General features: G+C 55.1%; 13 protein-coding genes, 2 tRNA genes and 1 pseudogene. 8 read left to right on the top strand and 8 right to left on the bottom strand.

Going from position 1 to position 18,921, the window contains the following annotated elements:
- Positions 1-12 precede the first annotated feature (12 nt).
- Positions 13-348, top strand: a complete 336-nt coding sequence (locus KGP24_RS14865; protein WP_008499467.1) for a DUF496 family protein — start codon at positions 13-15, stop codon at positions 346-348.
- Positions 349-395: 47 nt separating this feature from the next.
- Here the strand turns inward: KGP24_RS14865 and KGP24_RS14860 are convergent, their stop codons facing one another.
- A complete protein-coding gene (locus tag KGP24_RS14860; RefSeq protein ID WP_223560949.1) occupies positions 396-731 on the bottom strand; it encodes a gamma-glutamylcyclotransferase family protein in 336 nt (111 codons plus the stop codon).
- 53 nt (positions 732-784) lie between these two features.
- A tRNA-Asn gene (locus KGP24_RS14855) sits at positions 785-860 on the bottom strand.
- 161 nt (positions 861-1,021) lie between these two features.
- Here KGP24_RS14855 and emmdR point away from each other — a divergent pair.
- From emmdR to KGP24_RS14835, 4 genes and pseudogenes are all read left to right on the top strand, one after another.
- Entirely contained in the window at positions 1,022-2,476 is a 1,455-nt protein-coding gene (emmdR, locus tag KGP24_RS14850) for a multidrug efflux MATE transporter EmmdR (RefSeq protein ID WP_282454301.1), read from the top strand.
- A gap of 103 nt (positions 2,477-2,579) precedes the next feature.
- Positions 2,580-2,655 (top strand) — tRNA-Asn (locus KGP24_RS14845).
- 164 nt (positions 2,656-2,819) lie between these two features.
- A pseudogene (locus KGP24_RS14840) lies at positions 2,820-2,915 on the top strand (DUF4102 domain-containing protein); the annotation flags it as partial.
- Positions 2,916-3,314: 399 nt separating this feature from the next.
- Entirely contained in the window at positions 3,315-4,298 is a 984-nt protein-coding gene (locus tag KGP24_RS14835) for a hypothetical protein (protein WP_223560948.1), read from the top strand.
- A gap of 470 nt (positions 4,299-4,768) precedes the next feature.
- Here the strand turns inward: KGP24_RS14835 and KGP24_RS14830 are convergent, their stop codons facing one another.
- The 3 genes from KGP24_RS14830 to shiA all read right to left on the bottom strand — a co-directional run bounded on the left by KGP24_RS14830 (position 4,769) and on the right by shiA (position 9,395).
- Positions 4,769-6,535 carry an aminopeptidase P family protein gene (locus tag KGP24_RS14830; protein ID WP_223560947.1) on the bottom strand — a complete coding sequence of 589 codons (1,767 nt, stop codon included), beginning with the start codon at positions 6,533-6,535 and terminating at the stop codon, positions 4,769-4,771.
- 18 nt (positions 6,536-6,553) lie between these two features.
- A complete protein-coding gene (locus KGP24_RS14825) occupies positions 6,554-8,008 on the bottom strand; it encodes an AMP nucleosidase (RefSeq protein WP_223560946.1) in 1,455 nt (484 codons plus the stop codon).
- Between the two features lie 73 nt (positions 8,009-8,081).
- Entirely contained in the window at positions 8,082-9,395 is a 1,314-nt protein-coding gene (gene shiA, locus KGP24_RS14820; RefSeq protein ID WP_223560945.1) for a shikimate transporter, read from the bottom strand.
- A gap of 256 nt (positions 9,396-9,651) precedes the next feature.
- On the opposite strand from shiA, the gene pagP reads away from it, so the two are divergent.
- Positions 9,652-10,227 (top strand): lipid IV(A) palmitoyltransferase PagP, encoded by a 576-nt coding sequence (pagP, locus tag KGP24_RS14815; RefSeq protein WP_063441220.1) that lies wholly within the window; start codon positions 9,652-9,654, stop codon positions 10,225-10,227.
- Here pagP and KGP24_RS14810 read toward each other — a convergent pair.
- From KGP24_RS14810 to KGP24_RS14800, 3 genes are read right to left on the bottom strand one after another with little or no spacing between them, the layout of a single operon-like run.
- Positions 10,224-11,189 carry an acyltransferase family protein gene (locus KGP24_RS14810; RefSeq protein ID WP_223560944.1) on the bottom strand — a complete coding sequence of 322 codons (966 nt, stop codon included), beginning with the start codon at positions 11,187-11,189 and terminating at the stop codon, positions 10,224-10,226. The genes pagP and KGP24_RS14810 overlap by 4 nt on opposite strands.
- Entirely contained in the window at positions 11,186-14,251 is a 3,066-nt protein-coding gene (locus KGP24_RS14805) for an efflux RND transporter permease subunit (protein ID WP_223560943.1), read from the bottom strand. The genes KGP24_RS14810 and KGP24_RS14805 overlap by 4 nt, the downstream gene beginning before the upstream one ends.
- Complete coding sequence (locus KGP24_RS14800; RefSeq protein WP_223560942.1) at positions 14,251-15,336, bottom strand: efflux RND transporter periplasmic adaptor subunit; 1,086 nt, start codon at positions 15,334-15,336, stop codon at positions 14,251-14,253. The genes KGP24_RS14805 and KGP24_RS14800 overlap by 1 nt, the downstream gene beginning before the upstream one ends.
- Before the next feature lie 403 nt (positions 15,337-15,739).
- Here KGP24_RS14800 and KGP24_RS14795 point away from each other — a divergent pair, with 403 nt between their 5' ends.
- Both KGP24_RS14795 and KGP24_RS14790 read left to right on the top strand, forming a co-directional pair.
- Entirely contained in the window at positions 15,740-16,171 is a 432-nt protein-coding gene (locus KGP24_RS14795) for a universal stress protein (protein WP_223560941.1), read from the top strand.
- Positions 16,172-16,218: 47 nt separating this feature from the next.
- A complete protein-coding gene (locus KGP24_RS14790; RefSeq protein WP_223560940.1) occupies positions 16,219-18,912 on the top strand; it encodes a cation-transporting P-type ATPase in 2,694 nt (897 codons plus the stop codon).
- The last annotated feature ends 9 nt before the right edge of the window (positions 18,913-18,921 follow it).

Genomic DNA, 18,921 nt, shown 5'->3' with positions numbered 1-18,921 from the left:
AGGGGTGTAAAAATGGAAACTACCAAGCCTTCGTTCCAGGATGTTCTGGAATTCGTCCGCCTGTTCCGCCGCAAAAACAAACTGCAGCGTGAAATCCAGGACGTTGAGAAGAAGATCCGTGACAACCAGAAACGTGTTCTGCTGCTCGACAACCTGAGCGACTACATCAAGCCAGGTATGAGCGTTGAGGCTATTCAGGGCATCATCGCCAGCATGAAGAGCGACTATGAAGACCGTGTTGATGACTACATCATCAAAAACGCTGAGCTGTCCAAAGAGCGTCGCGACATCTCCAAGAAGCTGAAAGTGATGGGCGAAATTAAAAACGGCGAAGCAAAAAGCGAGTAATCGCAGCGAATAGTGAAAAAGGCTCTCTGGTGACAGAGAGCCTTTTTTTATGACGCAGAACGCGGCTGTAGCTGATAAATCCAGGCCTTAACCAGCTTGCCTTCAAGGGTGGTCACCGTGACCTCAACCCGATCGTAGCCGTCTTCAAACTCATCCAGCATTGGCCAGTGTGCGGCAAGGTTATCAGAGATAAACAGATAGCCTTCGACGCGGGGGGCATCGGGGTGGAGCACAATCCCCGGGAATTCCGCCGCAGCTCCCCATCCGCGTTCGTAAAACGTACCTGATACGGAACCCGCCAGCCATTCGCCGCCGATGTTTTCAAGAATATGCGCATTAGAGTGGCCCGGGCGCAGCGTGCCGTAGACAAACAGAGCGTTCATTTTCCCTCATCCGCAAAGCAAAAAGCCTGCTTTAAAAGCAGGCTTTTTAAATTTGGCTCCTCTGACTGGACTCGAACCAGTGACATACGGATTAACAGTCCGCCGTTCTACCGACTGAACTACAGAGGAATCGTTGTGGAGGCTTATCTTAGCGGCGAAAAAAGTTTTGTCAAACCTGATCTTAGGAAAAATCGACCGATTGCCGATTCTGTCGTCAGTTTGTTGTAAATCCACACATCTTTTTCTGGGAAATACTTTGCAGGATTAGCATTTGTCCCCCATCATTTGAAATGGAGTTTCAACTTTTCTCTCTAAGGTCCATTTTGAACGTCACTGCCTCCTTACGCCAGGCGATAACGCGCACGCCATGGTATGCAAAACGTAAAAGCTATCGTGTTCTGTTCTGGCGTGAAATCACCCCTCTTGCCGTGCCTATCTTCCTGGAAAATACCTGCGTTCTGCTGATGGGGGTTCTTAGCACCTTCCTGGTGAGCTGGCTCGGCAAAGAGGCGATGGCTGGGGTTGGGCTGGCGGACAGCTTTAACATGGTGGTGATCTCGTTTTTTGCCGCCATAGATCTCGGGACGACGGTGGTGGTGGCTTTTAGCCTCGGCAAGCTTGACCCCAAACGCGCGCGCGAGGCGGCCCGCCAGTCGCTAATGATCATGACCATTTTTTCGATCGTTATGGCGGCGGTGATCCACTATTTCGGTAAAGAGATTATCGACTTTGTCGCCGGCGAGGCCACGAACGAGGTTAAAGACCTGGCGCTGACCTACCTGGAAATGACCGTCTTAAGCTATCCGGCGGCGGCCATTGCGCTGATTGGCAGCGGTGCGCTGCGCGGGGCGGGCAACACAAAAATTCCGCTGCTGATCAACGGCGGGATGAATATCCTGAATATCATTATCAGCAGCGTGCTGATCTACGGCGTGTTCTCGTGGGATGGACTGGGGTTCGTCGGTGCCGGACTGGGGTTAACCATTTCACGCTATATCGGTGCGGCAGCCATCATCGGGGTGCTGATGGCGGGGATCACCCCCTCGCTGCGTCTGACGCTAAAAAGCTATTTTCGCCCCTTTAATTTCGCCATTATCTGGGAAGTGATGGGTATCGGCATTCCCGCGAGCATTGAATCGGTATTGTTCAACGGCGGGAAGCTACTCACGCAAATGTTTGTCGCCGGGATGGGAACCGACGTTATCGCCGGTAACTTTATCGCCTTTTCGATTGCCTCGCTGATTAACCTGCCGGGTAACGCGCTGGGTTCGGCATCGACCATTATTACGGGTAAGCGGCTCGGGAAAGGGCAGATAGGCCAGGCGGAGCGGCAGCTGCGTCACGTGTTCTGGCTGTCGACCATTGGGCTGACCCTGATCGCCTGGGGAACCGCGCCGTTTGCCGGGCTGATGGCCTCGTTCTATACCCACGAAGACGACGTTAAAGAGGTCGTTAAGATCCTCATCTGGCTCAACGCGGCCTTTATGCCCATCTGGGCGGCCTCATGGGTATTGCCCGCCGGGCTGAAAGGGGCGCGCGATGCCCGCTTTGCGATGTGGGTATCGATGCTCGGCATGTGGGGATGTCGTGTTGTCGCGGGGTATACGCTCGGGGTGATGCTCGGATGGGGCGTGGTCGGCGTCTGGCTGGGGATGTTCCTCGACTGGGCCGTACGGGGTGCGCTGTTCTACTGGCGGATGGTCAGCGGGCGCTGGCTGTGGAAATATCCGCGGAAAAATGCCTGACAATTGCGCGAAGTGGAGAATAATTCGGCAAACGATCGAAAATGTGCATTCTGCCTTTGACATCCCGGGGGAGCATCGATAATATTCGCCCCGTTCACACGATTCCTCTGTAGTTCAGTCGGTAGAACGGCGGACTGTTAATCCGTATGTCACTGGTTCGAGTCCAGTCAGAGGAGCCAAATTTTAGTCTCAAGACATCTCAGAGAGTCTTAAGACGTTTTTAAAAAAAGCAGTTATATTGACCCGGCTGTCCTGGAAAGGATTGCCGGGTTTTTTGACATCTGTGGTTTTTGGGGATTGATCGGGGACCTCACGGTTCAGTGAGCAAATGAAGCCCCCTGTTATGGCATTAACAGATACCGCTATCCGCAAGCTCAAGCCCGCAAACAAACCCTTCAAACTCGGCGACAGCTCAGGGCTGTATCTGCAGATCAAACCTTTAATTGTGAGAAGGTAAAACTTCTCGCTTCCCATTTTGCCTGGAGCCTGATAGCCGCTTTAGCTCCTCAATTGTTACGATGCTTGCTGAAATACACATTTGATGTCCTGACTCTCATCCCTGGCGCCTTCAGCGCCTGCGGTTAGTAGTTTTGCGGATCGTACCTGCAAATACCTGCAGTTTCGTTGTCCCCGACGCTTTACTCCTACTCGCAAGAGGATTCCGTACTCACGGAATAATACCAGTCAGTCATGCTGCTGCCAGTGGGCAAATCTCTCTTTTTTGCTCTGTTCGGATTCAAATATAGCTCCGTGACTCATCGAATAATATGCTTTTATGTTCATGTAGTGTTTACTCAGCCCTTTCATTATAATTGCCACTAAGAAGGTCATGTCTTATATGAACGATAAAATTAGCGAAAGTGAAATTGTGCCATATTTTTCAGAAGGTCCAGATTCCAGTGGGGTGTTTCAATACTCCCAATTTTACCAGCGCACGCCTGCGGAAGATGAAATGTTTTCAGTAGAACGACTCTCCTCTTCAGTGGAGGTTAATTATTTCAGTCTTGGTGTTGGCTGGAGTGAATCAGAAATTCTTAAGAGTACCTTTCTCGGATTTGACTATACCGCCTATGATTCAGATTTTCTGATCCCCGCAGGTCAGACGCTGAATTTTTACGTTATGACCGATACCTCCACCAGTGGAGACTTTTCTCTCAACTTTTATCCGGCAACGGAAAAATCTACGGATATCTCCCTCCCGGCCGGTTCGGGAGAGCGTAGCTTACTGACTACATTAACCGCTGAAACGTACGAATCTTTTACATTATCCATGCTGAAGTCATCAGAATACCCTGTAACTGTGGAACTTGAAAATACCAAGGGTAACATCATCGGGCAATTCAAATTTGAATCGGCGAACTATCAATATTTAGCTGAGAATTGTAAGTGGGAAGGTCGTAGTCTTGATCTTACAATGGAGCCCGGAGAGTCCTATAATTTTTATGCAATCAACAGCACCATTTCCGGAAACCCTGTTCAGGTGAGTTTTTATCTCCAGCTATGGGAAATCCAGAGCGATACTATCGGATTTGTTCTTCCCGCCGATGCATCATCACATGTTATATACACCCGAACTTCGCCAACCCGTGAATATATGAGTGTCGCTTCTATCGAAGAGAGCACTGCAGTGCCTGTAACTCTCGAAATTAATAATGGGAATCAGAGTATTCAGCATACCTTCACAGTTTCTGGTGAGCGGTGGTACCCTGACAATTTTTTACTGACAGAGTTTGGACAGCAAAGTACATATACATTAGTTAACAACACCTCCCCTCTGGTAGAAGTTACCGGTAAGTTTAATTTCTATTTTCAGGAGGTATGAATTTTCATTCAGATAAATAGGCGGGGCTGCTGGCAGCTCCGTTTTCCATCAAGAAATATACAATAAAGCTCCATTGTGCATAAACAGCATACTCCCGATGCATTCATTGCTCTGCATCACTTAATTTAGTGGTAGCCTTACTAAACATGAATACAGGAAAGTATGCTTCGCTATCAGTAAGTAAAAAGATCGCTTTAAAATAGTGATATAAATAACATTTATGGACGGTTGCACCATTTGGGACCTTAATAAGAGCCTCATGTTAACCTTAAAAATGCTATATAATTCAATCTGATAAATTAGAAAGCGCATCCAGTCAGAGGAGCCAAATTTAAAAAGCCTGCTTTTAAAGCAGGCTTTTTGCTTTTCTGCGCAAGGTAAACGCAAAACGGCAACCAGGTTGCCGTTTTTAGTATTTGCTCCCTCTCCCACGGGAGAGGGATGGGGTGAGGGCACCAGACCGCACGAAATTACACGCCAATCGGTGCCGTCGCCTCAAACAGCCACGGACGCGCATCGCTATTCACCAGAGGTGAGAGCGCCTCGCGTACCTGCCGGTGATACGCATCCAGCCACTGCTTTTCCTGCTCGCTCAACAGATGCAATTCCACCTGGCTTAAATCAATCGGGATCAGCGTCAGCGAGGCAAATCTGCAGAACCCCGGACGACTCTCCACAATCTCCACCTGGTTTTCAATACGAATACCGTGGCTGTCGCCCAGATAGTAGCCCGGCTCGATAGTCATGATATTGCCCGCCACCAGCGGCCACGGGTTGACCTTTTTGGCGATGCGATGCGGGTTCTCATGGATCAGCAGCTGGTGTCCCACCCCGTGTCCCGTGCCGTGATCGTAATCCAGACCCATCTCCCACAGCGGGCGACGCGCAAACGCATCCAGCTGATGCCCCTGAGTCCCGGAAGGGAACTGCAGGGTAATGAGCGACAGAAAGCCTCTCAGCACGGCAGTGTAGTGCAGGCGCTGCTGCGGATCGACTTTACCCCACGCCAGCGTGCGCGTGGCGTCGGTGGTGCCGTTTACGTACTGGCCGCCGGAATCGTTCAGGTAAAAATGGTCATGGCCGATAGGCTTATTGCTGGCCTCGCTCGAATGATAGTGGCACATCGCCGCATTGCTCGAAGAGGCGGAGATGGTGGCAAAACTCTGCTCGATGAACCCGGGCTGCTGTTGACGGAACGCAAGCTGCTGCGCCTGCGCGTCCAGCTCGGTGAGCGGTTGCCCTGCCGCCTCGCGCAGCGGCACTTCACGGCTGAGCCAGGCGAGGAAGTTGACCCACGCGGCCCCGTCCTGGTGATGGCACTCGCGATAACCTGCCAGCTCGACCGGGTTTTTAGTCGATTTCATCAGGGTGATGGGGTCAGTCCGCCAGACAATTTCTCCCCGTGGCTCAATGGCGAAGCGCAGGGCAACCGGCGCGGAATCGGCATCAACCATCACCCGTTTGCCTTCAGCAATCTGCTGGCAGCGTTCAATAAAGGTATCCTGCGGCGCAATGGTGAACGCATTGCGCACATCGTCAGGCAGGGCGCTGAGCTTATTGTCGTTAACAAACCACTCAACGTGACCGTCACGACCAAGAAGGGCAAAGGAGAGCGGTACTGGGCTGTAGGGAATATCGGAGCCACGCACGTTTAACAGCCAGGCGATGTTATCCGGCAGGGTGACGGCGAGATAATCGGCATTGTTTGCAGCCAGCACGGCGGCGACGCGCTGACGTTTGTCCGCGCTGCGTTCGCCGCTGTGTTCAACCGGCATTTCACGGATAAGACCCGCCGGTGCGGCAGGACGGTCAGTCCACAGGGTGTCAAACGGCGAGGCCTTCAGAGGTACCAGCTCGCACGGCGTGGCAGACAGTTGCTCAAACTCCGAATTGGTCATCAGCAGCGCGTCAAAACCGATGCGCGTTCCGGCCTCAACGTTTTCTGCAAGCCATTCTGCCAGCGGCTCGTTGTGCAGGTGGTGGATCTCAACCTCATCCGTATTGACCTGAACGCGCGCCTGAACCTGATAGCGCCCGTCGACGAACAGCAGCGCTTTGTTTTTCAACACCAGCGCCACGCCGGCCGAACCGTCAAAGCCCGTCAGCCAGGCCAGCTTTTCGTCGTAAGGCGCGCAGTATTCGCTCTGCCAGGCATCCGCGCGCGGGACGATCATCCCGTCGAGATGGCTGGCCTCAAGCCAGTGGCGCAGTGCAGAGAGCGGAGATGTGCTGGACATTGTTTTTCCTTATCGTTATTAGCGGAACGGCGGCTCGTTGAAGGTGCGCAGCTTGCGGGAATGGAGCCTGTCACCTTCTGCCCGCAGCAAATCAATGGCGCGTATACCAATCTGCAGATGCTCAGAGATAGCCCCTTCGTAGAAACGGTTGGCCTGGCCCGGCAGCTTAATTTCACCGTGCAGCGGCTTATCGGAGACGCAAAGCAGCGTGCCGTAGGGAACGCGGAAGCGATACCCCTGCGCGGCAATGGTGGCGCTTTCCATATCGATTGCCACCGCGCGGCTCAGGTTGAACCGCAGCGCGGAGGCGGAGTAGCGCAGCTCCCAGTTGCGGTCATCCGTTGTGACGACCGTACCGGTGCGCAGGCGCTGTTTAACCTCTTCACCCGGCATGCCGCTCACCTCTTTAGTGGCGTCATACAGCGCGCGCTGTACTTCGGCGATGCTCGGGATTGGGATGTCCGGCGGCAGGACCGCATCAAGCACGTGGTCATCGCGCAGATAGGCGTGGGCCAGCACGTAGTCGCCAATCAGCTGGCTTTCACGCAGGCCACCGCAGTGGCCAATCATCAGCCACACGTCCGGGCGCAGTACCGCCAGATGGTCGCAGATGGTCTTGGCATTTGACGGGCCAACGCCGATGTTGATCAGGGTGATGCCCTGACCGTCGGCGGTGATCAGGTGCCAGGCGGGCATCTGGTGCTTTTTCCACGCCAGGTCGGAAATGGCCTGCTCGGGCGCTTCGGTCTCCGCGGTGATCCAGATCCCGCCCGCGCAGGACAGCGCGATGTACGGGCTTTCCGGATCGAGGATCTGGCTGCAGCCCCAGCGGACAAACTCGTCAACGTAGCGGGTATAGTTGGTAAAAAGCACGAACGGCTGGAAATGTTCGACTGGCGTACCGGTGTAGTGGCGCAGGCGCGCCAGGGAGAAATCGACCCGGCGGGCATCAAAATGCGACAGGGGAGAAAATTCTGCCGGGTGATAAATCCCGTCGGCCGTCTCATCGCCAATCTGTGAAAGCTCCGTCGTCGGGAAGTGGCGGGTCAGCCCCGCGCTCATGGAGCGGTCAAGGGTTAGCGCCGAACCGTCAATCACGTACGGATACGGGATCTCATGCTGCGAGGGCTCAACGGCAATGTGCGCGCCGTAATCCTGGTACAACAGCGTGAGTTGTTCTTCAAGATACGGTCGGAACAGCGCAGGGCGGGTGACGGTGGTGCTGTAGCAGCCGGAGTGGGTAAAACGGGCGTAGGCGCGGGTTTTCGGCGTCGTGCTGGCGCTGCCGTCCCAGGTTACAGAGAGCGATGGATAAACAAAAAGGCCCTCGGTTCTGGCCTTTTGGTCGGGAAGTTTCCCTGTTTCGATATATTCGCTGATGGCGCCGCGCAGCGCGTTGACGGACTGTTCATACAGCGCGTCGAGTTTTTCCAGCGCCTGAGCCGGGGTCAGGCTGGAGCCCTTATTATTCATCTCTGTCTCCTTGTTCCACAGGTGTGCGACTCTACCCGATAGTATGTCACACGCCTGTGAAACAAAAGGGAGATCAGCCGTGGCTCGTCTCTTTCATCAGCAGCGCCGTCGCCGCCGACAGCAGGCAACCGGCCAGCAGATAAATCGCCACGCTGTGCCAGTTGCCGCCGGAGAAGGTCACCAGCGCGGCGGCAATAAACGGCGTAAACCCGCCGCCGACCACGCTTGCGACCTGGTAGCCCACGCCCGCGCCGCTGTAGCGGTAGCTGGCGCCGAACAGCTCGGTAAACATCGGCTGTTGCACACAGACCACCATATCGTGAGCGATATTCGCGAGCATGATGGCGAAGAAGACAATCCAGAAGATCGACTGCGCCTCCAGCGCCATAAAGAATGGCCAGGCGCTGAGGGTACCAATCAGCGCCCCGGTGATGTAAACGCGACGGCGGCCAAACCGGTCCGCCAGCCAGGCGAAGCAGGGGATTGTCAGGCAGCTGATCCCGCCGACCAGCAGGCCGATATTCAGGAACAGTTCGCGCGGCAGGCCGAGATTCTGCGTCGAGTAGTTCAGGGCAAACGCGGTGACGATATACATCGTCAGCAGTTCGCACAGGCGCAGGGCAATAATTTTCAGAAAAGCGCCAGGGTGCCGGACGAGGGCTTCCATGACCGGAAGTCTTTTGTTAGCGGCCGGTTTTTCCTGCTGCTTTTCGAACTCTGCCGACTCCTCCATTCCGTTACGGATCCACAGCGCGGCAATGACCAGCACGATGCTGAAGATGAACGGAATACGCCAGCCCCAGCTCAGGAACTGCTCGTCGGTGGTGAGCTGGCTGATTAGCGATACCAGCCCGGTGGATAGCAGCAGGCCGACGCCGTACCCCACCTGCACGCCGCTGCTGTAAAACGCTTTCTTATTTTTTGGCGCGCTCTCAACGGACAGCAGTGCCGCACCGCCCCATTCGCCGCCTACGGCGAAGCCCTGGATGGCGCGCAGGGTGACCAGCAGTACCGGTGCCCACCAGCCGATAGAGGCAAACGAGGGGAGAATACCGATAAGCGCAGTGGCGATCCCCATCATCCAGACGGTGAGCATCAGCATGCGCTTGCGGCCGAGGCGGTCGCCGAAGTGGCCGAAGATCACACCGCCCAGCGGGCGAAACAGAAAGCCGACGCCGAAGGTGGCAAACGCGGCGAGCGTGCCCATCGCGGGGCTGACCTGGGGGAAAAACTCGCGGTTAAACACCAGGGCGGCAGTGATGCCGTAAAGCAGAAAATCATACCAGTCGACGACGGCACCCGCGAAGCTGCCGAGTGCTGCGCGGCGGGCACGATTGAGCGAAGGTGTCTCCTCGTTGGGACGATCGGAGATGAGGGTGGAGTCCATAGTAGTCCTGTCCGTACTGATTTTTAATTATTGGTATAAGAAAAGGTCACTCACATTGCGTCCGTCATATAAACGGAACCTATGAGACTACCGCGACAAAACGCCTGAGAAAACGTTTTTATCTTTCCGGAAGGCGCTGAATAAATAAATTTCATCTACACCTGCGCCGATATAATTATGTCTGCTCGTCTCCGGTAAGTGCTTAATGGTTTACAGTAATAGTGACCGCTGCGTGAGTTAAGCTGAGGGAATAACGATGCAACGCACCTTTTCGGCATTCTGGATGGTTCTGTTTTTATTCGTCGCACCGCTTCACGCGGAGCCCAACGTCTATGGTGAACAGCGCATCAGCGGCTGGTGGAATGCGCTGACGGATGATATCTCCCGGACATGGGAGGAGCCGCAACGTTACGATCTGTACCTGCCGTTTCTGAGCTGGCACGCTCGCTTTATGTACGACAAAGAAAAAACGGACAATTACAATGAAATGCCCTGGGGGGGCGGGCTGGGCGTTTCCCGCTATAACGAAGAGGGCAACTGGAGCGCGCTGTTCGCGATGATGTTCAAGGACTCGCACAACGAATGGCAGCCCGCGATGGGCTATGGCTGGGAGAAGGGCTGGTATCTGGATAATGCCAAAGATTTCCGCCTTGGGCTCGGTGCCGCAGCGGGCATCACGGCGCGAGATGATTTTGCAAACTATGTCCCGCTACCGTTCATTTTCCCGCTGTTTTCGGCCGGGTATAAGCGCGTTACCGTCCAGTTCACCTATATTCCCGGGACGTATAATAACGGCAACGTGCTCTTTGCCTGGCTGCGCTTGGGCTTTTAAAGGGTTATCACCTTTTTTGCCACGGCGTTAGACAATACCAGCATGGAGAAGAGAACAGAGGTGACGAACGTGAGCACAATCAGCGCCAGCTTCATACCGAGAGAGGTCACCGGTATCAGCGCCGTCAGCAGATGAAACACCGAGTAGTGCACAATGTACACGCCGGTCATCGTTTTGCTGATGGCGGCCAGAATGGACTCCTTAAATTCAGCATTGCGGCGAAAGCGCACGCCGTTCGCCGCAATCACCAGCGCGATGATCAAAACGTAAATTTGAGAGCCGGTGAGAATAAAGGCGTTTCTGTCCGCCTTGAACAGCGCGAAGAAGAAGTGGCGCTCGTAAAACCAGGTGAAGAGGTAAATAAACGGGATGGCGACAACCGCCGCCCTGACCACATTTTTGCGGCTGATCCACTCGGCAATTTTCGGGTCGCAAAAGAGTTGCCCCGTCAGGTAAAACAGCAGCCATGTCCACAGCCGATACTGCGGTGAAAGAGAAAGGACGTGCGTTTCAGGATAAAGCGCCGATAACAGGTCGTATCCGTAGGAAAAGAGCAGCAGGACAGCAATCGTGCCGCAAAACAGCGTTCGCCGCTGGCTAAGCCACTCCACCGCCGGGTGGAAGGTGTAAATCACGACAAAGGCGAACACGAACCATGGCTGGATTAAATACCCACGCTGATAAGGCTCCCACAGGTAGTAGATCGTTATCCAGAACAGAAAAACAATCACCAGGCTTTTAATTTTACCCAGCTGCCAGCGGGTGCCGTGCCGGGACTGGCCGTCGAGATAGCCCGCAACGACAAAAAACAGCGGTGTGGCAATCGTCGAGATAAAGGTTAAAAACCCCAGGATCCAGTGATAGTCATAATCATAATGATCCCAGGTATTGTAGATGGTGAAGAAGGTGACCGCCGTCATACAGCCCAGCGTCTTGATAATGTTCAGCCCTGTCGCGTTCATTGTTGTTTGGCTTCGTCCTTACGATGGAAACACGCATAGATCACGGGGAGTACCAGCAGCGTCAGGATTGTAGCAAACCCCAGTCCAAACATAATCACAACGGCCATGCTCTGGAAGAAAACATCCAGCAGTAGAGGAGCCAGGCCAAGTACGGTAGTGAACGCGGTGAGCAGGATGGGGCGCAGGCGCGAGGTGGCGGCATAAACGATCGCGCTGTGCCGATCCTTTTGCGATTTCTGCTGTTCGATCTCTTCCACCAGCACGATGCCGTTGCGGATGAGCATTCCGCTCAGGCTCAGCAGACCAATCAGCGCCATAAAGCCAAAGGGAATGCCCGTAAGTAAAAATCCCGGCGTCACGCCAATCAGCGCCAGCGGTACGGTCAGCCAGATGGCGACCGCATTTTTTACCGAGCTGAACATCAGCACCGTAATAACAAACATCACCAGATACCCGAGGGGTAGCGTAGTGAATAGCCCCTGCTGCGCTTCACTGGAGTTTTCCGCGTCGCCTCCCCACTCGATGCTATAGCCGTGTGGCAGGGGAAGGGCATCCACTTGCGGCTTCACGCGGGCGAGAATATCGCCGGAGGTTTGCTGGCTCAGCGGATCGGGATCGGTCTGCACCGTCAGCACCCGCGAGCGGTCGCGGCGTAGAATTAGCGGATCTTCCCACTCCAGCGAGAAGCGGCTGACGACGTTACTCAGCGGGATATACTGCCGCCGCGTCTGGCTCCACACCAGCACGTTGTTCAGGTGACTGGCATCCAGCCTTTCGCTTTCCGGGGGCCTCACCACCACGGGCAGCAGGTCACTGCCTTCCCGATACAACCCCGCCCGGCTGCCGGAGAAATTCATCTCCAGCGCGTTGTCTACGTCCTGCTTATCTACGCCAAGCTCGCGTCCCAGGGCGGCGACGTACTGCGGGCGGATCACCTTGCTGCGGTTTTGCCAGTCGTTTCGGACGCTCCCTGTGGCCGGGTCGCGCGCCAGAATATCGTCCACCTGGCTGGCAATCAGACGCAGCCTGTCAGGGTCAGGGCCTTTAATACGCACCTCAATGGCGCTGTCGCCGGAGGGACCAAACATCACCCGTTTCGTGCTGGCGTTGACCTGCGGGTAGTTTCGCGCGATGTACTCATCGACGTGGCGCGTCAATGCGGAGATGTTGCGCTGGTCATCCATGCGCACCATGATCTGGGCATAGTTGCTGTACTGGCGCTGTCCGCTGTAGGTCAGAATAAACCGCATACTTCCCTGACCGATGGTTGAGACGGTGGTTTCCACGCCGGGCTGGCCCTTGATGGTTTTCTCAATATCACCGGTCATTTTCTCGGTCCATTTGATATCGGTCCCGTAGGGTAACCAGAGATCGACAAAGAAAATCGGCGTATTGGACGACGGGAAAAAGTTTTGCCGCACCGCGCCAAACCCCCAGACAGACGCGGCCAGCAGGGCGGCCATCACTACCAGCGTCGGTGCCTTATGGTGCAACAGCGTGTTAAGCAGGCGCTGGTAGAGGCGGTAGAGACGTTTGTCGTAAGGATCTGACTCGTCGTCAGTTGTGTCCGGCGCGCTGTCGTTTTTAAACAACCACCACTTAATCAGCACCGGGGTGAGGGTGAGCGCCGAGAACCAGCTCAGCATCAGGGAAATCAGCAGCACCTGGAACAGGGATTTACAGTATTCCCCGGTGGAATCCTGCGACAGCCCGATTGGCGCAAACGCAAGGATGGCGATCACCGTCGCCCCCAGCAGCGGCAGGGCGGAGCGGCGGATAATATTGTTAACGGCGGTTAACAGCGGGGAGCCCTGCTGTCGGGCAATCAGCACCCCTTCGACAATCACGATAGCGTTATCCACCAGCATGCTGAGGGCGATAATCAGCGCCCCGAGCGAGATCCGCTGCAGCTCAATGCCACACAGATACATAATCAGCAGCGTGCCCAGCACGTTAAGGGCGAGAGAAACCGCGATGATGATCCCGCTGCGTACCCCCATAAAGATCAGCAGCACGCCGATGACAATCGCCAGCGCCATCAGGAAGTTAATAATAAAACCGTTTACGGAGTGGCCCACTTCGGCTGCCTGATCGTAAAACAGGTCTATCTGTATGCCTGCCGGTTTTTCCGCCGACATCTGGTTTAGCTTTGCCTCCAGCGCGTGGCCCACGTCAATCACGTTCACGCCGGGAATAAACGAGACGCCCATGGTGACGGCTTTTTTGCCGTTGGCGTGGTAGATACTGGCTGGCGATTCGTTCAGCCCGCGCGACAGCGTGGCGATATCCCGCAGACGCGTCGCCGCCCCGGTGCCGGAAGGCGTGATGATGAGATCGGCCAGTTCATCAAGATTCTCGAACTCACCGGTCGGGTGCAGGCGAATGGATTCGGTGCCCGAGGTGATTTCTCCGGCGCTGGAAACGACGTTAAGTCTGCTGAGCAGGGCGGAAAGCTGGTTAAGCGTAATGCCGCGCGCGGCCATTTTTGTCAGGGAGATATCGATGTTGACCTGCTGGCTAATGGCCCCGCCGATGGCGACCTTCGCGACCCCGGGGACCAGAATTAACTCGCGGCGCAGCTGCTCCGCATATCTCACCAGTTCAGGATTACTGAATTCATCCCCGGAAATGGCGAAGAAGAAGCCGAACACGTCGCCGAAATCGTCATTCACAAAGGGCGTGACGACGCCGGGCGGGAACTGGCGCGAGGCATCGCCCACGCGACGGCGCAGTTCATCCCAAATCTGCGGCAGTTCGTTAGAGTGATAGCGTGAAGCGATGTTAACGGTGATTTGCGACAGGCCGTTTGAAGAGATGGAGCTGACGTTGTCCAGATAAGGCAACTGCTGAAGGGCATTCTCCAGCGGAAGCGTCACCTCTTCTTCCACCTGCTGAGCGGATGCGCCGGGGTAGTGGGTGACCACCACTGCGGTTTTGATGGTAAAGGCGGGATCTTCCAGCCTGCCGATATTTAACAGGGCGAAAATACCCCCGATGCCCAGCAGCAGGATCGTTAGCCAGACGCGAACAGGGTTATTAATAAATTGACGAGAGATATCCATTACAGTCCCCGTTCACGCGTCCAGATACGCACCGGCTGGTTAGCATGGAGTTCCCCAACGCCTGCGGCCACCACGCGCTCGCCCGCCTTAAGCCCGCTGGTAATAACCACGCCTTCGGTACTCACTTGCCCCACGCTGACCTTGCGGTCTTCGAGATGGAGCGCGTCACCTTCGCCCGTTACGACCCAGACGTGCGGCTCGTTGCGCGGGCTGTTGTTCGGGTTAAAGACTGCCTCAACCGGTACGACCAGCGCCTGAGCGTCCGCGCCCGCCGGAAGGTTGCTTAAATTGATGGTCACCGTACCGCTTACGCCACCGACGGCGGGAAAATCATCTGGCCGCGGCATGGTCAGTATCACCTGCCAGGTCAGGGTATTGCTGTCGCTGCTGCCCGAGTGCTCTTTGTAGACGGCGGTAAATTCCCGATCCGGAATGGCGTTAATTCTCACCACCGGGCGATACTGCGCGTTGCGGATATCAAAGGTCTTAAACAGGTTTTCAGGGATGCTGAACACAACGTCAAGCAGATCGGTGCGGGTTAACGTTGCAATGGGCTGACCGGCAGATACCACCTGATGGTTTCGTACATGTACGCTGGCCGCCGTTCCGCTGAAGGGGGCAACGAGCGTCATCTGATTCAACTCTTCTCGGGCAATCTGCAGCGCCGCATTCGCCGAATCGCGGTTCGCGCGCTGCACGTCCATTTCTGCTTTCGAAATCGCCTGGCGGCCCGCCAGCGTCTGGAAGCGATCGAATTGCCTCTGGGCCAGCGTCGCCGCCGTTTGTCTGTCGTTAACCCGCTGCTGGGCTTCACGGGCGTTCAGTCTGGCAAGCTGTTGCCCCTGTTTGATGGCTGCGCCCTGGCGTACATCGAGCGCTTCAATTTGGCCTGCGCGCTTGAAGGAAAGGTCAGTGGCATCGCCCGATTCTATGCGGGCGGGAAAAACGCGCTGCTGGGCGTGACCGGGAACCGTCACCTCCGCCACTTTTACCATCCTGGGCAGGGGGGAGGCTTGCTTGGGTTTCGGGTCGCACGCCGTGAGCGTTAACAAAACGAACGGTAGAAGAGAGAGGTAGCGGTTCACTGTATTCCCCTAATAAATAACTGTTTTATTTATTCCATAACCTGGACAGGGGTGACACTATTCTGCCAGAACAGTGACGACCATATAGGTAAATAAACCAATCGCCGTGCTGGCAATAATGGCAAGCGCAATAAACATACCCAGTCGGATCAGGCTTAAACCATACATACATTCCTCCATGAGCCGGAAGCTGTAGCTGACTACTGACTATGAGCATAGTCGGGGAAAAGATAAATGTTAAATAACCATTATCAGTGGGGAAGCGCTAAACCTGATATTCCTGTGCTACGTTTAATATTATCCATCTTTTTGTACCGTAACTGCCATTAAGGGCAACCCCCTGCATTTAATGCGTTTTTTTGCTTCATTCACTCTCGTGTTGGTTATAAAAAGGATGCTCGATATGTATAAAAACATTCTCGTTCCGGTGGATGTCTACGAGACAAGCCTGGCCGATAAAGCGTTGCAGCATGCACAGTTTCTGGCGCAAAGCGCATCGGGTGACATTCATTTGCTGCACGTCATGCCCAAGTTTTCAGCCGAGCTGACGCGTGGTTTTATTTCAGATGCGCGCAAGATGGATGAATATATGATTAATAATTCGAAGGAAAAGCTGTCTGACCTGGTCAAAAAATTGAATCTGTCAGATGAGCGTGTTCATCTCCATGTCCGTAGCGGGAATGTTCGTGATGAGGTTATTAAGCTGGCGGATGAACTTGCTGTCGGCGCGATTATTGTCGGCTCTCGAAATCCAAATATTCAAACCCATTTATTAGGGTCGGAGGCGGCAAGTATTGTTCGTTACGCCCATGTTCCTGTTTTCGTTATTCGTTAATTACATGAAAGCAAGGTGATTTCTGAATAGAACCTGAGGAAGGAACGATGAAAACAGGAAAACCTGAACGTCCGTATTATCAACAAACCGTTGACGAAACCCTGTCGAATATCCAATCCACCCTGGAAGGCCTTAGCGGCACTGAGGCATCAGCCCGACTGCAGCAGCATGGTGAGAATGCGTTACCGCAAAAAAAGGGTAAACCCGCCTGGCTGCGCTTCCTGGCGCATTTTAACGACGTATTGATTTACGTTCTGCTGGTGGCCGCGTTGCTTAAGCTCTTTATGGGCCACTGGGTAGACATGTTTGTGATCCTTGGGGTGGCCATCATTAACGCGCTGATTGGCCATATCCAGGAGAGCAATGCTGAAAAATCGTTGCAGAGTATTCGCAATATGCTCTCCAGCGAAGCCGTGGTGTTACGACAGGGGAATCATGAAACGATCCCCACCACGGCGCTGGTCCCGGGAGATATCGTGGTGATCCGTGCCGGGGATCGTATCCCTGCCGATCTGCGCGTGATTGAAGCGCATAACCTTCGCGTGGAGGAGGCCATCCTGACCGGCGAATCCACCGTTGTTGAGAAAAACAGCGATGCGTTAAGCGGGGAACTGCCGTTAGGTGACCGGTATAATCTGCTCTACTCAGGCACCACCGTCAGCTCCGGCGGCGGTAAAGGCGTGGTGGTGGCAACCGGGGGCGAGACCGAGCTGGGCCACATCAATCAGATGATGTCCGACATTGAAAAGCACCGCACGCCGCTGATGGTGCAGATGGATAAGCTCGGTAAGACCATCTTCATCACTATCCTGGTGATGATGGTGGCGCTGTTTGTCTTTAGCCTCCTGTTCCGCGATATGCCGGTTTCCGAGCTGGTGCTGTCGCTTATCAGCCTCGCCGTTGCCGCGGTGCCGGAAGGCCTGCCGGCCATCATTTCCATCATCCTTTCGCTTGGCGTACAGGCCATGGCGCGCCGCAAGGCCATCATTCGCAAGCTGCCTACGGTGGAAACCCTGGGCGCAATGACGGTCATCTGCTCGGATAAAACCGGCACCCTGACGATGAATGAAATGACGGTCAAAGCGGTGATTACCGCTGACACGACCTATCGCGTGGAGGGCGACAGCTACGAACCGGTGGGGAATATTCACCCCGTAGATGACCCGACGCCCGTCAGCGTGACGCAGGGTTCCCTGCTGGAACGTTATCTGCGCACCATCGACCTCTGCAATGACAGCCAGCTGATCAAAGACGAGCTGGGGCTGTGGAAAATCACCGGGGGCCCGACCGAGGGCGCGCTGAAGGTGCTGGCGGCGAAAATCCCGCTCCCGCCGCTCGATACGGAAATGCGAAGCAAAATCCCGTTTGATTCGCAGTATAAATACATGTCCACGCTTTATCGGCTGGGCGATGAAGAGGTGATTTTAATCACCGGCGCGCCGGACGTCCTGTTCCGCCTCTGCCAGTACCAGCAGACGAATAACGGACTGCAGCCGTTCGATCAGCCTTACTGGGAAGGTAAAATTGAAGAGTATGCCCGGGAAGGGTTGCGCATGGTGGCTGCGGCCTGGAAACCTGCCCGCGAGGGACAACGCGAGCTCGATCATCCGGACCTGCAGGATGGGGTGATCCTGCTGGGTATTGCAGGAATGATGGATCCGCCGCGTCCTGAGGCTATTACCGCGATTGCCGACTGTCTGCAGGCCGGGATTCGCGTGAAAATGATCACCGGCGACCACCCGCAAACGGCGATGAGCATTGGGCAAATGCTGGGGATTGGTAACGCTGCAAGCGCTATTACCGGGCGTGAGCTGGAGGCGATGGACGATCGTCAGCTGAGCGACGCCGCGCAGCAGTACGATATTTTCGCCCGAACCAGCCCGGAGGATAAATTCCGCCTCGTGCAGGCCCTGCAAAGTAAACAGGAAGTCGTGGGCATGACCGGGGATGGCGTAAATGATGCCCCGGCGCTCAAGCGGGCGGATGTGGGTATCGCCATGGGGATTAAGGGGACGGAAGTTACCAAGGAAGCCGCCGATATGGTGTTAACGGATGACAACTTTGCCACCATTGCCAGTGCGGTGCACGAAGGGCGTCGGGTTTACGATAACCTGAAAAAGACCATTCTGTTCGTAATTCCCAGCAACATTGCCCAGGCTCTGCTGATTATCATCGCGCTGCTGGCGGGGAACCTGATCCCGCTGACGCCGGTCCTGATCCTGTGGATGAACATGGCCACGTCGGCAACCCTGTCGTTTGGCCTGGCGTTTGAGGCGGGTGAGAAGGACATCATGAACCGGCCACCGCGCAAGGCGAATCTCCACGTGATGGACGGCTACGCCATCTGGCGCGTGGTGTTCGTCGGTCTGATGATTGCCATCAGCGCCTTCGTGCTGGAAGCCTGGCTACAGCCGCGCGGCTACTCGGCGGAATTTATCCGCACCGTGCTGCTGCAAACCCTGGTCACGGCGCAGTGGTTCTACATGCTCAACTGCCGCGTTAATGACGGCTTCTCGCTGAGCAAAGGCCTGCTGGCGAATAAAGGGATTTGGATCGTGAGCGGCGTACTGCTGGCGTTGCAACTTCTTATCATTTACGCACCCTTCATGCAGATGCTGTTTGGCACCGAAGCGCTGCCGTTCCGCTACTGGGTCATCACCTTCCTGATTGGGTTTGTGATGTTCCTTATTGTCGAGGCGGAGAAAGTGCTGACGCGCAGATGGCGCAAAACCGAGGCGTAAAGCGTAAAC

Origin of the sequence: Enterobacter sp. JBIWA008, assembly GCF_019968765.1 — a bacterium.
GTDB lineage: Bacteria > Pseudomonadota > Gammaproteobacteria > Enterobacterales > Enterobacteriaceae > Enterobacter.
The sequence above is the reverse complement of the archived record's forward strand: the minus strand, read 5'-3'. Positions and strand labels throughout refer to the sequence as shown.

What these genes read in the sequence shown, in the direction of transcription:
- KGP24_RS14865 (WP_008499467.1), top strand. Translation starts at nt 13, where the DNA reads ATGGAAACTACCAAGCCTTCGTTCCAGGATGTTCTGGAATTCGTCCGC.
- KGP24_RS14860 (WP_223560949.1), bottom strand. Translation starts at nt 731, where the DNA reads ATGAACGCTCTGTTTGTCTACGGCACGCTGCGCCCGGGCCACTCTAAT.
- emmdR (WP_282454301.1), top strand. Translation starts at nt 1,022, where the DNA reads ATGGAGTTTCAACTTTTCTCTCTAAGGTCCATTTTGAACGTCACTGCC.
- KGP24_RS14835 (WP_223560948.1), top strand. Translation starts at nt 3,315, where the DNA reads ATGAACGATAAAATTAGCGAAAGTGAAATTGTGCCATATTTTTCAGAA.
- KGP24_RS14830 (WP_223560947.1), bottom strand. Translation starts at nt 6,535, where the DNA reads ATGTCCAGCACATCTCCGCTCTCTGCACTGCGCCACTGGCTTGAGGCC.
- KGP24_RS14825 (WP_223560946.1), bottom strand. Translation starts at nt 8,008, where the DNA reads ATGAATAATAAGGGCTCCAGCCTGACCCCGGCTCAGGCGCTGGAAAAA.
- shiA (WP_223560945.1), bottom strand. Translation starts at nt 9,395, where the DNA reads ATGGACTCCACCCTCATCTCCGATCGTCCCAACGAGGAGACACCTTCG.
- pagP (WP_063441220.1), top strand. Translation starts at nt 9,652, where the DNA reads ATGCAACGCACCTTTTCGGCATTCTGGATGGTTCTGTTTTTATTCGTC.
- KGP24_RS14810 (WP_223560944.1), bottom strand. Translation starts at nt 11,189, where the DNA reads ATGAACGCGACAGGGCTGAACATTATCAAGACGCTGGGCTGTATGACG.
- KGP24_RS14805 (WP_223560943.1), bottom strand. Translation starts at nt 14,251, where the DNA reads ATGGATATCTCTCGTCAATTTATTAATAACCCTGTTCGCGTCTGGCTA.
- KGP24_RS14795 (WP_223560941.1), top strand. Translation starts at nt 15,740, where the DNA reads ATGTATAAAAACATTCTCGTTCCGGTGGATGTCTACGAGACAAGCCTG.
- KGP24_RS14790 (WP_223560940.1), top strand. Translation starts at nt 16,219, where the DNA reads ATGAAAACAGGAAAACCTGAACGTCCGTATTATCAACAAACCGTTGAC.